A 13631-nucleotide genomic window follows, 5' to 3' on the forward strand; every position below is an offset into this window, starting at 1 on the left:
CGAGCGGGTCGGGACCACGTGGCACCCGTTTGTGGATGGTGCCCAAATGCAGCGGCTCCGTGTCGCCGTGGACGCGGGCCGGCGCGCCGTCGATCGCGGCCCACCCGGAAGATTCGATCACGATGGGACGATGGTCGGCCGGTCGCGACACGTGTGGCACACCGGACGCCGGGACCACACCGGTACGTGGGTATCCTCGGGACTCAGGTTCGTACAAGTGAAACGCTGAACGCATCGGCAAGCCTCGGCGCTGAGGTCCGGGAGACCCCGAACAAACCTGCGGCCCGCCGAATCTAACGAATCGGGGCTACCACGCGAGACCGGAAGTTTCGGTCATGCCACGAAGCGCCCGATGGAATACTGGGGCCGCCCGTGTCACACGCGCGGCACTCGTGACCCGCCGACCTGACCGAGCGGGCAGTCTAACTTCACCGCAGCCAAAGGAGCACCGGCGATATGAGCTTGGGCCACGAGGTCCGTTACCGCGTGCGTGGTGGCGCCGAGTTGAGCGGCACCGTGTTCGTCCAGGGCGCCAAGAACGCCGTCCTGCCGATGATCGGCGCCTCCCTGATGGCGGCCGAGGGACGTACGGTCCTGCGGAACGTGCCGATCATCGAGGATGTGCGACGTGCGGTCGAGCTGGCCGAGGCGGTCGGCGCGAAGGCCGAGCTGCACGAGGCCGAGCGCACCCTGGTGATCGACGCGTCGAAGCTGACCAGCCCGGTCCTGCCGGAAGAGATCGCCTCGCGGTTCCGTGGCTCGTTCCTGTTCGTGCCGGCGTTGCTGCACCGACTCGGTGAGGCGGTGATCGAGGGCGTCGGCGGATGCAACCTCGGCAGCCGCAACCTCGACTTCCACTACAACGGTTTCAAGCGCATGGGCGCGACCGTCACCGAGCAGGTGAGCGACGACGGCCGTGGCAGCATCCACGTCAAGGCCGGCCAGCTGCAGGGCGGCACGCTCTACCTGGACACGCCGTCGCACACCGGCACCGAGAACCTCATCATGGCCGCCTCGCTGGCCGAGGGCACCACGCTGATCAAGAACTGCGCCCTCGAGCCCGAGGTGCTGGACGTCATTCAGTTCGTGCAGCGCATGGGCGCCCGCATCACCGGCGGCGGCACCGGCTTCATCACCGTCGAGGGCGTCGACAAGCTCACCGCGGTCCAGCACACGGTGATGCCCGACCGCATCGACGCGGGCGTCCTGGTCATGGCGGCCGCCATCACCGGCGGGGAGATCAGCCTGGTCGGCGCCTCGCTCGAGCACCTCGGCGTCGCGGCCGACAAGCTGGAGCAGATGGGCGTGGAGTTCTCCGAGGAGGGCGCCGTGCTCCGGGTCCGCCGGGACCGGCCGCTGCGGCCCATCAACGTGATCACCGACGAGTACCCCGGCTTCGCCACCGACCTCCAGTCGCCGATCATGGCGGTGTCCTGCCTCGCCGATGGCCCGAGCTACATCTACGAGCGCATCTTCGACGGCCGGTTCAAGCTGGCCGACGAGCTGGTGCGGATGGGCGCCGACATCGAGGTGAACGGCAACCGGGCCAAGGTCAACGGCGCGACGCCGCTGCGCGGGTCCGAGGTCGTCGCCCACGACCTGCGCACCGGGAGCGCGCTGGTGCTGGCCGGCCTCGTGGCCGAGGGCGAGACCACCATCACCAACGGCTACTACCTGGACCGCGGCCACTCGCACATCGCCGAGCGGCTGAACGCCCTGGGCGCGGACATCGAGCGCCTGGTCTGATCCGCGCGAGGCACACGCCCCGTCACGCTCCCCGGGGAGCGACATCTCATCTCCACGATGTGTGTCGTTCGACCGGCGAAGGTGGCGGGGCGTGTGCCATATTTGACCTTAATGATCACAGCTCTCCCGACCGCCACTGACCTAACCGGTTAGTAATATTTCCCTCACCGGACGCTCTCTACTAGTGGTTTTTCGACGCGCTCTTAACCGATTTCGCTAAGACGCGTCACATACCGCGGGCCTCCGGCGATCTGCCCAGTGAGGTGTTAGTTCACGGAGCTGGGGCGGACGACCAGACAGGGGCGTCAGTGCGATGAGTCATGCGTTGGGTGAAGGCCGTGGGTCGACGGCCGCGAGACGGAACGGGCGGCAGGTAGGACCGGCCGAAAGCCGCCTAGAGGCGCCGCGGCGCCGGGAGGGGCGGACATGAGTGGTCCTCGAGGCGGGTCGGTGACACCCGATCTGACCATCGGCGTCGTCGGACCACACGATCTGGTCGAGCGCGTCATGCTCATGGGCCACGGCCCCACGCCGGTGCCGAGCCGCCTCGTCGCGGCGGCGTACCGCGACGAGCAGGAGGCGGCGGACAAGGTCGTACGGCTCGGGTCGGGGGTGGACGTCTGCCTGTTCGCCAGCCCCGTCCCGTACGAGTTCGCCCGCAAGGCGGGCGTCCTCACGATGCCGGCGACGTTCGTCCCGCTGAACGGCGCCGCGCTGCAGGGCGCGCTCCTGCGCGCCGCACTCGACGAGCACCACGAGCCGTCGCGCGTCAGCATCGACGTGCTGAGCCGCGCCGAGGTCGAAGAGGCGTACGGCGAGATCAATCTCAACACCGAGCACGTGCACTTGCGGGAGGAGGCGGCCGGGCCGGGGACCCTGGCGGCCTTTCACGAGCGTTTGTGGCGCCGGGGCGCCACAAGTGTCGCCCTCACTTGCGTGCACGCGACGGCGGAGCGACTCGAGCTGGCCGGCGTGCCGACGCTGCGCATCCGGCCGACGGGCGCGGCGATCCGGTCCGCGCTGCAGACCTCGGCGCTGCTGGGCGCCCATCACCGGCTGGAGGAGTCCCAGCTCGTCGTCGTGGTCGTGGACGTTCCGACGCTGCGCGAGACGCCGCGACGCGTCACGCCGCGCTACTGGCGCGAGGAGCTGAAGCTGTCGCTGCAGCGCCTCCTCTTGCAGGAGGCGCACCGGATGAGCGCCGCCGTCTGGCCGCTCGACGACCACAGCTACCTGGTCACCGCCACCCGCGGCTCGATCACGGCGGCGACCGAGGGGTTCCGCACCCCGCCGTTCGTCGAGCGGGTCCGCGAGGAGCTGGGGCTGGCGGTCGAGGTCGGCATCGGCATGGGGCGCACCGCCCAGGAGGCGGAGACGCACGCGCGGGCGGCCCTCGCCCGTTCGCAGACCTCGCAGCGGGCGCAGGGCTTCGCGCTGGACCGGGACGGCCGCGCGCTCGTACCCGCCCCGCGCACCCCGCCCCGCGCTCCGGCGCCGGCCAAGCCCAAGGGCCTGGAGATCCTCGCCCGCCTGGCCGACAAGCTGGGCGACCAGCCGGGTGAGGAGGGCGCCGACGGCCGGCAGCCGCTCATCGTGGACGCGGAGAACGCCGGGAAGATGCTCGGCGTCACGCCGCGCACGGCTCGGCGGCTGCTGCGGACCCTGGTGGAGGAGGGCCTCGCCTGGCCCCTGCCGCCGAACCGGACCCCGCAGCCGGGCCGTCCCCGCCAGCTCTACCGGCTGATCGTCGAGAAGCTCGGGCCGAAGGCCGGCTGATCCGCCGGCCGGGGGCCGCCCGCCGTACCGGGCGGTCCTCGGCCGACGCGGAAACATTTCGGGCGGCGCCCGCCCCGAGCGATACGGCGTTTTACTTCCGACTCGTAGTCATCATTGCGGTCATGGCCGAATCCGGCCACTTCATCGCCTTTTCTCAACTCGACAGGTGCGGCGCACGTCGCATACGTAGTGTCGGGACCCCGACGCTCTCCGTCGCTTGAGACCAAGGAACGCCATGGACGGAAACTGGACGGTCCCCGGATACCGGCAGGTCCGAATCCTCGGGCAGGGTGCCTCCGGCACGGTCGTCCTCGCCGTGCACGAGGCGACCGGCACCCCCGCCGCCATCAAGTACCTGTCCGACGAGCTCAGGGCCGACGCCGACTTCCTCGACCGGTTCCGGGCGGAGGCGCGGCTGATGGCCGAGCTGACCGATCCCCACGTCGTCGGTCTCTACGAGTACGTCGAGACGCCGACGGCCGCCGCCCTCGTGATGGAGCTGGTCGACGGCGTCACGCTCAAGGACGTCCTGAAGACCCAGGGGCCCACCGGTGCCGAGGCCGCGCTGGTCGTCCTCAAGGGCTCGCTGCGCGGTTTGGCGGCCGCGCACGCCGCGGGGGTCGTCCACCGGGACTACAAACCCGCCAACGTGCTCGTCCGCGACGACGGCGAGAGCAAACTCGCGGACTTCGGCATCGCGGTCCGCGCGGACGATCGCGCGACCGCCTCCGGCACGCCCGCCTACATGGCGCCCGAACAGTGGACCACGGGCACCGTCGGACCGGCCACCGACGTGTACGCGGCCACCGCCGTGTTCTACGAATGCCTCACCGGCGAACGCCCCTACCCGGTCGAGGGGCTGTGGGCGCTGGCCGCCGCACACCGCTTCGACCCGATCCCGGTCGACCGGGTCCCTGTGGAGCTGCACGGCCTGGTGGCGCGCGGCCTCGCCAAGGACTCCGCCGACCGCCCGGCGTCGGCCGAGGCGTTCCTCGCCGAGCTCGAGGACGCGGCGATCGCCGGCTACGGCCCGGGCTGGGAGGAGCGCGGCCGGGTCCGCCTCGCGGCACTCGCCGCCCTGCTGGCCTACCTGTTCCCCCTCGCTCAGCCCATCCCCACCGGCGGCACGGCGCTGGCGCTGACACGCCTCGGCAAGAGCCGTCTCATGCTGGTGGCCGGGATGGCGGTCGGCGCGCTGCTGGCCGGCGGTGGCGGGGCGTACGTCCTGGCCGACTCCCACCACCGCCTCGGCGCCGGCGCGACCGCGACCTCGACGCCGTCCGTGGTGGCCGAGCCGGGCCCCTCTCCCGGCAACACCGCCTCGCCGTCGCCGAGCGCGACGCCGTCGGACAGCGCGACGCCGACCGGATCGACGCCCTCATCCGGGACGACGACGCCGACCACCGGCTCTCCCGGCTCTCCCGGCACGACGACCGCTCCGGCCGAGGGCCCGACCAAGCCCGTGGTCGTGGTCCCCAAGCCCACCCCCAGCGCCAGCGTCGCCACGACGGTGACGAACCTCAGCGTCGACGGCGTCAGCGTCGGCTCGGCCACGAACGACGCCGCGGCCGCCGCCGCGGGCTATCCGGTGACCGCGACCGTCACCGTGACGGTCAGCGGCCCCGGAACCGTGGACGTCACGGTGAGCTTCTCCTCCGGGGAGCTGTCCGGGTCCGGCGGCACGACGAGCGTGCGGGGACCCGGCGACCACCAGGTGCAGGTCACCGGGTCGGTCCAGCGATGCGCCGGCACGGTGACCGCCGTGGCCTCCTCCGGCGGCCTCTCGGCCAAGGGATCCGGACAGTGCCCTGCGACGGGAGTGGGATGACCCATGGACGAGACCCGACGCGACATGGACGAGACCCGACGCGACGCGGACGAGACCCGGCGGGACCTGGACGAGACATGGCGAGACCTGGACGAGGCGTGGCGGGACTCCGGCGATAAGGGACGCGACTCCGACGAGACGCTGACGTCGGCCACCCGTGATCCCGAAGACGTCGTGCCGTACGCGGCTCCGGAGCGGTCCCGGGGCGGAGTGACGCTGCGGTTCGGGCCCGGCGTCCCGCCCGAGGTCGCGAAGAAGTGGAGCGGGTCCGGGCGGCGCCGGCGGCTCGGGCGACGGATCGTCGGCGGCCTGCTGACCCTGGGCGTCGCCGCGCTCGCCGGCCTGGTCGTGTGGTGGCTGCTCCGTGGCGGTCCCGGCGTCACCGTGACGAGCGTGAGCGTGAGCGCGCCGGCCTCGGTCCAGTCCTGCGACACGACCGTACGGCTCGTGGGAACGATCCGGACCAACGGCGGGTACGGCGACGTGAGGTACCGCTGGCGGCGCAGCGACGGCCAGGTCTCCGGAGTCCTGTCCGAGAGCGTGCGCAAGGGGCAGCGCTCGGTCCAGGTCCCGCTGCGCTGGACGGTCAGGGGCGACGGGACCCTGCACGCGGTCGCCACTCTGGAGATCATCCAGTCGGGCCGGCCGGGCCCGCGGGCCTCGGGCGCCTTCGACTACGTCTGCGGCTGAACCGCGACGTCTCTCCGGGGGACCGCCTTCCTCTGGGAGAACCCCCCTCTTCGCGCCGCATGCCGGAGTGGCCGGATCCGTGGCTGGAGGGCCGAAAAAGAGCGTGGCGCGAAGAAGGTCGCAGCCACTACCGTGTAATGAGCCATGACCACACAGACTCATGACTCGCGTCCTCCGTTGACCTGGGTGGCCCTGCCGATCGTCTACGTCGTCTGGGGCTCGACCTACCTCGGCATCCACTACGTCGTCCAGACGATGCCGCCGCTGATCGGCGCCGGGATCCGCTTCGTCGTCGCCGCCGTCGTGCTCGCCGCCGTACTCTCGATCCTGCGGGGCCCCTCCGTGCTGCGCGTGCCGTGGCGTCGTCTCGGCACGGCCGCCCTCATCGGCCTGTTGCTGCTGACCGGCGGCAACGGCATGGTCGGCATCGCCGAGCAGCACATCTCCTCGGGCCTGGCCGCACTGCTCGTCGCGAGCGTTCCGCTGTGGCTGGTGGTGTTCCGGGTGAGCACGGGCGACCGGCCGCCGGCGGCGACCGTCGGCGGGGTGCTCGTCGGCTTCGGCGGGCTGGCGCTGCTGACCCTCACGCACGGCGGCGGCTCGGGCGACGTGACCGGTGTGGTCGTGATCCTGCTCGCCTCGCTGTCGTGGTCGATCGGATCGTTCCTGTCCTCCCGGCTGCCGATGCCGGAGAACCCCTTCGCCGCCAGCGTGTACGAGATGGCCGCGGGCGGGCTCGCCCTGCTCGCCGCCGGGTTCGGGCGCGGCGAGGCGCTGCACGTCGGTGAGGTCTCGCGGGCGTCCTGGCTGGGCCTGGCCTACCTGATCGTCTTCGGTTCGCTCGTGGCCTTCACGTCGTACGTCTGGCTGCTCGGCAACGCGCCCATCTCGCTCGTCGGGACGTACGCGTACGTCAACCCCGCGGTGGCGGTGCTGCTCGGCGTGGCGTTCGCCGGCGAGCACGCTTCGTGGACGATCCTCGCCGGCGGACTGGTCATCATCCTCGGGGTCGGGCTCGTCGTGTCGACCGAGCGCCGTCCCCGTACGGCCGCGCCCCCGGAGCCGGAACCGGGCACCGAGGGCGAGTCGGCCGTCGAGTCCCCGCCTCAGGCGCGGCGGTAGGCCTCCGCGACGGCGAGGAACGCGTCGTTCTCCTCCGGCGTCCCGATCGAGACGCGCGCGCCCTCGCCGGGGAACGGCCGGACGCTCACCCCGGCGGCGTCGCAGGCGGCGGAGAACGCCATGGTGTCCTCCCCGAGCCGCAGCCACACGAAGTTCGCCTCGGTCGGCGGCACGGTCCAGCCCTGGGCGAGCAGCGCGTCACGAACCCGCTCGCGCTCCTTCACGGTCGCCTCGACGCGCTCCAGGAGCTCGCCCTCGGCCCGCAGGGAGGCGATGGCGGCCACCTGGGCGACGGAGCTCACCGTGAAGGGCAGGTAGGTCTTACGGACCTGCTGGGCGACGGGTTCGTGCGCGACCATGAAGCCGATCCGCAGGCCCGCCAGCCCGTACGCCTTGGAGAAGGTGCGCAGGACGGCGACGTTCGGCCGGTCTCCGTACAGGGTGAGCCCGTCGGGGACCTCGGGGTCCCGGATGTACTCGTGGTACGCCTCGTCCAGGACGACGAGGCAGTCCTCCGGCACCCGGTCCAGGAACGCCTCGAGCTCCGGGCGCCTGACGACGGTGCCGGTCGGGTTGTTCGGGTTGCAGACGAAGATCAGACGCGTCCGGTCGGTGATGGCGTCGGCCATCGCCCGCAGGTCGTGGGTCTCCTCGGTCAGCGGCACGCGGACCGAGGTCACGCCGGCCAGGTCCGCCAGGGTCGGGTAGGCCTCGAAGGACCGCCAGGCGTACATCACCTCGACGCCGGGCTCGCCGACGGCCTCGAGCAGCATCTGGGTGACCCCGACGGAGCCGCAGCCGACGGCGACGTGCTCCGGCGGAACGTCGAACCGCTCGACGATCGCCTCGACGAGTGCGACGCAGCCGTTGTCGGGATAACGGTTGACGAGTCCGCCCGCCTCACCGATCGCCGTGAGCACCGAGGGCAGCGGCCCGTACGGGGACTCGTTCGACGAGAGTTTGAACGACCGGCCCTCCGGTGACCGGGCGACCTTGCCCGGCTTGTACGCGACGTAGTCGTCGAGCACGGAGCGGAAACGGGGACTGCGCTGCTCGGACACCCTTGTCCTCCCGGGACGGAGACGTACGGGGCCACTCTACGAAGCGAGGCGGGCGGCTGTCGCCACCGGCGACCGGCCAGGGGCGCGAAAACCGCCATGGAGCGTCAACGGCGGCAAAAGGCGCATGCCCCCCGGGAAGACTAACGGAGTTCCTGAAGCTCCTGGATGAGCGAGCAGACGGCGACCACCCGGACCGTCTCCCAGTCGAACTCCTCCGCCGGCCACCAGCCCCGCTCGATGGCGGCGTCGGTGAAGTTCTCGAGGTACTCCCGGAGGACGCGCGGGGTGAGCTCCTGGCCCGCCTCCGCGACGAGATCGCGAATCGCCGCCGCGTGCTGGTCGACGGCGGCGGCCAGGCCCGGCATCCGCTTCATCGCCGCGATGCCCTCCTCACCGACCTCGTCGATCATCTGGCGTACGACTTCTCGTGCAACGTCCTCGGACATGCCAAGGAAGGTACCAAAACCGGACATATGCCCCATCACCCTGCCGGGCGCATCATCGGCGGGTGGAGTGACTCGGCGCTGCCGCGGCGGTACAGCCGCGCGGGCCGTCCGCCGTCCCGCGTCGTCGTACGGTCCGTCGGCACCAGGAACCCCTCCGCGTTGGTCACCTTCCGGTGGAAGTTCCGGGGATCGAGCGGCGTGCCCCACACGATCTCGTACACCCGTCGCAGCTCCGCGACGGTGAACTCCGGCGGGCAGAACGCCGCGGCGAGGGGGGAGTACTCCAGCTTGGCGCGGGCGCGCTCCACGCCGTCGAGGAGGATGCGGCGGTGGTCGAACGCCGCCTTGTCGCGCTCGGTCAGGTCGTCGACCGGCTCCCACAGGACCTGTGCCCGGCTGGAGGCGGGAAGGTCCGGGGCGAGCCCGAGATAGGCCACGCTGACCACCCGCTGGCGCGGGTCGCGGTCCGGATAGCCGTACGTCGCCAACTGCTCCAGGTGCACGCGCACCCCGGCCAGACCCGCCCGCTCGGCCATCAACCGCTGCGCCGCGACGGGCAGGTCCTCGTCGAGCTGGACGAAGCCGCCGGGCAGCGACCAGGCCCCGGCGTACGGCGGCCGGTCACGGCGCCAGACGAGCGCGGAGAGCCGATGCTCGCGAACCGTGAGGACGACGAGATCGACGGTGACGGCCACCCGCGCGTCGGTCATACCCCGTACGCTATCGGGCCGCACGGCCTCCGAAGGCCCGGAGCGAGAGCTCCGGGCCTTCGTCTCCCACGGCCTCGGCGGCCCGTCTCACACGGCCTCAGCGGCCCGTCTCACGCGGTCTCGGCGGGCCGTCGGTCAGGCGGCGCCGCCGGCGTCGACGGCCTTGTCCGGCGCGGCCGGCCTGCCGTTGCGGGCGGCGAGGTCCTGCTGTCCGTTGTTCATCGACGCGAGCAGTTGGCGGGCGACGCCGAGACCGGTGCCGCCGAGGGTGAGCGCCTTGGCGAGCATGTCCTCGACGCCCTCCGCCCCGTTGAGCACGACCATGTTGTCGACGTTGCCGAAGACCTTCGCTCCGGCCGCGACGATCTCGGGCCAGTTCTCGGCGAGCTGCTGGGCGATCACCGCCTCCTGGTTCTCCGCGAGCGCGTCGGCCCTGGCCTTGATCGCCTCCGCCTCGGCGAGCCCCTTCACCCGGGTCGCCTCGGCCTCGGCCTGGCCGGTCATCTTGGTGGCCTCCGCCTCGGCCCGTGCCCGGGCCACCTCGGCCTGCCGCTCGGCCTCGGCGAGGGTGACCCGCTCGTACGCCTTCGCGTCGGCGGGCTTGCGGACCTCAGCCTCCAGGGACTTCTCCTTGCGGTCGGCCTCCAGCTCGGCGTTCTTGGTCTCCTTCAGGATGACCTGCTGGCGGGCCTCGGCCGCGGCCTGGTCGACCTGGCCCTGGTACTCGCGCTTCTTGATCTCGGTGTCACGGATCTGGGCGGCGTTGGCCTGCTCGGCCAGTTGCTCCGCCTGCGTGGCCTCCTGGTTGCGCTGCGCCTGCGCGATACGGGCGGCCGAGGCGACGGCGGCGGAGTTCGGCTTGCCGAGGTTGTCGATGTAGCCGACCTCGTCCTCGATGTCCTGGATCTGCAGCGAGTCGACGACCAGGCCGAGCTTGCCCATCTCGTCGGCGGAGGAGGTGCGGACCTGGTTGGTGAGCCGGTCGCGGTCGCGCAGCAGGTCCTCGACCGTGAGGTTGCCGACGATGGAGCGCAGGTGCCCGGCGAACAGCTGGTGCGTCTTGTCGTCCATCTGCTTCTGCTGGTCGAGGAAGCGGCGGGCGGCGTTGGCGATGGACGTGAAGTCGTCCCCGACCTTGTAGATCACCACGCCCCGGACGTGCACCTTGATGCCCTGCGAGGTCACGCAGGTGACCTCGAGCCCGGAGACCCGCGTGTCCAGCGACAGCCGCCGGCAGGTCTGGAAGCCGGGAAGGACCAGGGTGCCCTTCCCCGTAGTGATCTTGAACCCGAGACTCTCGGCGGTGTCCCGGTTGTGCGCTCTGGCGCCGAGACCGGAGATGATCAGCGCCTCGTTGGGCTCCGCGACCCGCCAGATCGCCTTGAAAAGGACAATCAGGACGATGATGGCGACGACCACACCGATCGCCACGGCGACTATCGGCATCGCTCCTCCTAGGGAGCCGTGCGGTTATGACGTCAAATAGACGCAGAAGAGACGTAGACGGTTCGCGGTGGGTGGTAATCCATCACGACCACGAGGGAGCCCACCGGCATCTCCTCCCCCTGGATCGCCGGGTAGGCGTAGAACGCCTCGACCCCGCCGCGAATCGGGATCATCACCTCGCCGACCAGGCCTGGACCGATCTTGCCGGTCACCCGGCCCTGCCTGCCCACCACCGCGTCCTCCTTCTCCCACGGGCACGTTACCCGCGACGATGATCCCGCCTCTAGGGTCCGGCCCGCGGTTGTTCGGCGGGAGACGGTCTTCCTACGGAAGGATGCGCTCGGCCTGCTGGTAGGCCTGCCGGGCGAGGCCCTCGGCCTCGTCCTGGGTCGCGGCCGGCCCGTACAGCGTGAGGGTGGCGAGGTACCCGCGCGAGCGCAGCACGACGGACCAGGTCTTCACCATCGTCGTGCCCGCCGTCGTCGCGACGCCGACGCTCCGGGAGCCCTCGCCGATGCGCGCGCCGCGCGCCTCGACGACCGAGCCGGTCAGCCAGCGGTCGCCGACCCTCGTCCGGAAGCTCTTGCACGAGGCGGGCACGCGGAGCGCGACCTGCTGGGCGGCGACGTCCGGCCCGACCGCCATCAGCGTCTCCGAGACGGTCTGGTCCCGTCCCTTGGCGAACGCGATGAACGCGGACGGCGCGGACCAGACCGCCTTATTCGAGGACACGGCGCGCGTCGACGACGCGCACTCGGGTTTGTCGAATTTCGCGGCCTGTTGCATCTGGAGCGAATTTCGCACCGCGGTGAGCGCGCCGTACTGCCCCGATTGCGGCACTCCTGAACGCTCATATCCGGGAATGTCGGTGAGCAGCGCCTGAGCCAACTGGTCGGCGTTGTACGCCTCCGAGGCGGGCGGCCCCGTCGGTGCCGTGACCGTCGGCGCGGGCGTCCGGCCCTGGCCACAGCCGGCCGCGGCCAAGAGCAGCAAAACGATGGCGTAGAAGCTCCGGGTTGTCACATCGAATGACGATATCGCACTTACCGACTCGACCCATCGAACGCCCGCGATTCACCGCCGCCGCCACATGCACGGTAAAAAGGAAGTGTGATGCCGAGGGCGCATCCACATTGTCCGACTCAGTGGGCTATTCGGGGGAAACGAATGCTCCGCAAATCGTTCGTCATCATTTCGATAATGCTGCTCGCCCTGTCCGGGTGCGGCGGCGGGACCAAGAGCCGGCCGGAGGCGCAGCCCCCGGCCGCCGGCGCGCCGGCGGCGACCCCGGGCGCCGCGGGGGCCCAGGAGCAGACCGCCACCCCGGCGGCCTGCCCGACCAAGAGGGAGAGACATTTCGTCAAGACGCGGTTCCTCGCCAACGCCGGCCTGGCGGCGGGCACGTTCCGGCGTTACATCTACCGCCCGTTCCGGGAGGGCGCCTTCAACAGTGGCGCGCCCAAGCGCAAGAGGTCGATCGTCAAGGCGGCCGCGGCCGCGATCTTCGCCTTCGACCAGCTCCGGCGGGCCAGGGCGAACGCGCAGGCCGACCCCGCCCTGTGCAAGACGCTCATCGGGCCGATCGACAAGCTCAGCGCGTCGATGAAGGACCTGCACGGCAAGTTCAAGGGTGGGCAGGCCGACCCCACGGCGATCGGCTCGGCCGAAAGCGGGATCGCCGGGTTCCACAAGGACGCCGCCGGCGCGGGCGCCGGTTTCCAGGACAAGGCGCCGCCGGCGAGCGCGGTCGGCGGCTGAGACGGCCGTCCGGTGACGACCGCGTGGTTCCCGCCGTCATGGGCCACGCGGTCGTCACCCTCCGGAAGACGGGCCGGACAAGGGTTAGGCTTCGGCAGGTGACAACGCAGCCGGGCCCTTCGGGGGACACACGACTGGCGAGCTGGCCCGCGTTCGTCCGCGAGCTGGACGCCACCCTGTCCGTCCACGCGCAGTACGTGCTGTGGGGCAACCTGCACGACAGCTTCCTCGTCCCGGACGAGGGCCGGTTGTTCCCGCTGCGCGAGCTGCTCTGGGAGGCGCTGCGCCGCAGCGGCTACTCCTTCATGATCGTCTACGACCGCGTCGACGGGCTGCGCGTCCACCCCGCCGACGACAAGGCCGCCGCCGACGCCGCCGCGAGCCTCTTCGGCAGCCGCGTCGACGAGCGGAAGGCCCCCTCCCTCGAGGGACTGCGCACGTACCTCAGCGCGCTGGCCCGCCCGACCCGGCAGATCCGCGCCGCGTTCGTCATCGACTACGCCTCCCGGATCGCGCGCAGCCCGACCGACCTCGAACCCGCCGAGCGCGACTTCTTCGTGTTCTGCGAGAAGCTGGCCCGGACCGCGCTGCCGGTGCGCGGCGACGGCGACCGGCCCAAACCGCTGTACAACCCGGTCATCTGGCTGGCCGGGCGCCCCGGCGACCTGCCGCCGTGGTTCACCGCCGACAACGACGCGGTCCGCGAGATCGCGATCCCGCGGCCCCACCTCGGCGACCGGCAGCAGACCGCGCGACTGCTGGCCCGCGCGTTCGAGACGACCGACGCCGGCGTCGACGTCACCGACGACTTCGCCCAGGAGGCGGAGGGCCTGACGCTCCAGGCGATGATCGAGATCACCCGGCTCGCCAAGGAGCGCGACGTCCCGCTGCAGGACCTGCCCGACGCCGTCCGCACGTACAAGCTGGGCGTGCTGGACAACCCCTGGAAGCGCGAGCACCTGCGCCGGCGCATCGTCGAGGGGGAGGAGCGGGTGCCGTCCCGCGTCGTCGGGCAGCCGCAGGCGGTCACCAAGACCCTGGACATCCT

General features: G+C 71.4%; 12 protein-coding genes and 1 pseudogene. 7 read left to right on the forward strand and 6 right to left on the reverse strand.

Going from position 1 to position 13631, the window contains the following annotated elements:
- Positions 1-456 precede the first annotated feature (456 nt).
- The 5 genes from murA to AB0K82_RS43790 all read left to right on the forward strand — a co-directional run bounded on the left by murA (position 457) and on the right by AB0K82_RS43790 (position 7162).
- On the forward strand, positions 457-1746 hold the full coding sequence (gene murA / locus AB0K82_RS43770) for a UDP-N-acetylglucosamine 1-carboxyvinyltransferase (RefSeq protein WP_364409454.1): 1290 nt from the start codon (positions 457-459) through the stop codon (positions 1744-1746).
- 492 nt (positions 1747-2238) lie between these two features.
- A complete protein-coding gene (locus tag AB0K82_RS43775) occupies positions 2239-3522 on the forward strand; it encodes a transcriptional regulator (protein WP_345367432.1) in 1284 nt (427 codons plus the stop codon).
- A 235-nt stretch (positions 3523-3757) separates the two neighbouring features.
- Positions 3758-5350: a serine/threonine-protein kinase gene (locus AB0K82_RS43780; RefSeq protein WP_364409457.1), complete on the forward strand. Its 1593-nt coding sequence runs from the start codon at positions 3758-3760 to the stop codon at positions 5348-5350.
- A 3-nt stretch (positions 5351-5353) separates the two neighbouring features.
- Complete coding sequence (locus AB0K82_RS43785) at positions 5354-6040, forward strand: hypothetical protein (RefSeq protein ID WP_364409459.1); 687 nt, start codon at positions 5354-5356, stop codon at positions 6038-6040.
- Positions 6041-6184: 144 nt separating this feature from the next.
- Positions 6185-7162 carry an EamA family transporter gene (locus AB0K82_RS43790; RefSeq protein ID WP_364409462.1) on the forward strand — a complete coding sequence of 326 codons (978 nt, stop codon included), beginning with the start codon at positions 6185-6187 and terminating at the stop codon, positions 7160-7162.
- Here the strand turns inward: AB0K82_RS43790 and hisC are convergent.
- From hisC to AB0K82_RS43820, 6 genes are all read right to left on the reverse strand, one after another.
- The gene (hisC, locus tag AB0K82_RS43795; protein WP_364409465.1) at positions 7147-8223 is read right to left on the reverse strand and encodes a histidinol-phosphate transaminase; all 1077 of its coding nucleotides are present in this window, start codon (positions 8221-8223) and stop codon (positions 7147-7149) included. The genes AB0K82_RS43790 and hisC overlap by 16 nt on opposite strands.
- Before the next feature lie 140 nt (positions 8224-8363).
- Positions 8364-8669 carry a DUF6401 family natural product biosynthesis protein gene (locus AB0K82_RS43800; RefSeq protein WP_364409467.1) on the reverse strand — a complete coding sequence of 102 codons (306 nt, stop codon included), beginning with the start codon at positions 8667-8669 and terminating at the stop codon, positions 8364-8366.
- A gap of 35 nt (positions 8670-8704) precedes the next feature.
- Positions 8705-9379, reverse strand: a complete 675-nt coding sequence (locus AB0K82_RS43805; protein WP_364409470.1) for an NUDIX domain-containing protein — start codon at positions 9377-9379, stop codon at positions 8705-8707.
- A 135-nt stretch (positions 9380-9514) separates the two neighbouring features.
- On the reverse strand, positions 9515-10825 hold the full coding sequence (locus tag AB0K82_RS43810; protein ID WP_364409473.1) for an SPFH domain-containing protein: 1311 nt from the start codon (positions 10823-10825) through the stop codon (positions 9515-9517).
- A gap of 32 nt (positions 10826-10857) precedes the next feature.
- On the reverse strand, positions 10858-11058 hold the full coding sequence (locus tag AB0K82_RS43815; RefSeq protein ID WP_345366764.1) for a hypothetical protein: 201 nt from the start codon (positions 11056-11058) through the stop codon (positions 10858-10860).
- A 91-nt stretch (positions 11059-11149) separates the two neighbouring features.
- On the reverse strand, positions 11150-11848 hold the full coding sequence (locus tag AB0K82_RS43820) for a hypothetical protein (protein ID WP_364409476.1): 699 nt from the start codon (positions 11846-11848) through the stop codon (positions 11150-11152).
- 177 nt (positions 11849-12025) lie between these two features.
- On the opposite strand from AB0K82_RS43820, the gene AB0K82_RS43825 reads away from it, so the two are divergent.
- Both AB0K82_RS43825 and AB0K82_RS43830 read left to right on the forward strand, forming a co-directional pair.
- Entirely contained in the window at positions 12026-12583 is a 558-nt protein-coding gene (locus tag AB0K82_RS43825) for a hypothetical protein (protein WP_364409478.1), read from the forward strand.
- Between the two features lie 98 nt (positions 12584-12681).
- Positions 12682-13631: pseudogene (locus AB0K82_RS43830) on the forward strand (ATP-dependent Clp protease ATP-binding subunit); the annotation flags it as partial.

The organism is Actinoallomurus sp. NPDC052274, assembly GCF_040679475.1.
In the GTDB taxonomy this organism is placed as follows: domain Bacteria; phylum Actinomycetota; class Actinomycetes; order Streptosporangiales; family Streptosporangiaceae; genus Actinoallomurus; species Actinoallomurus liliacearum.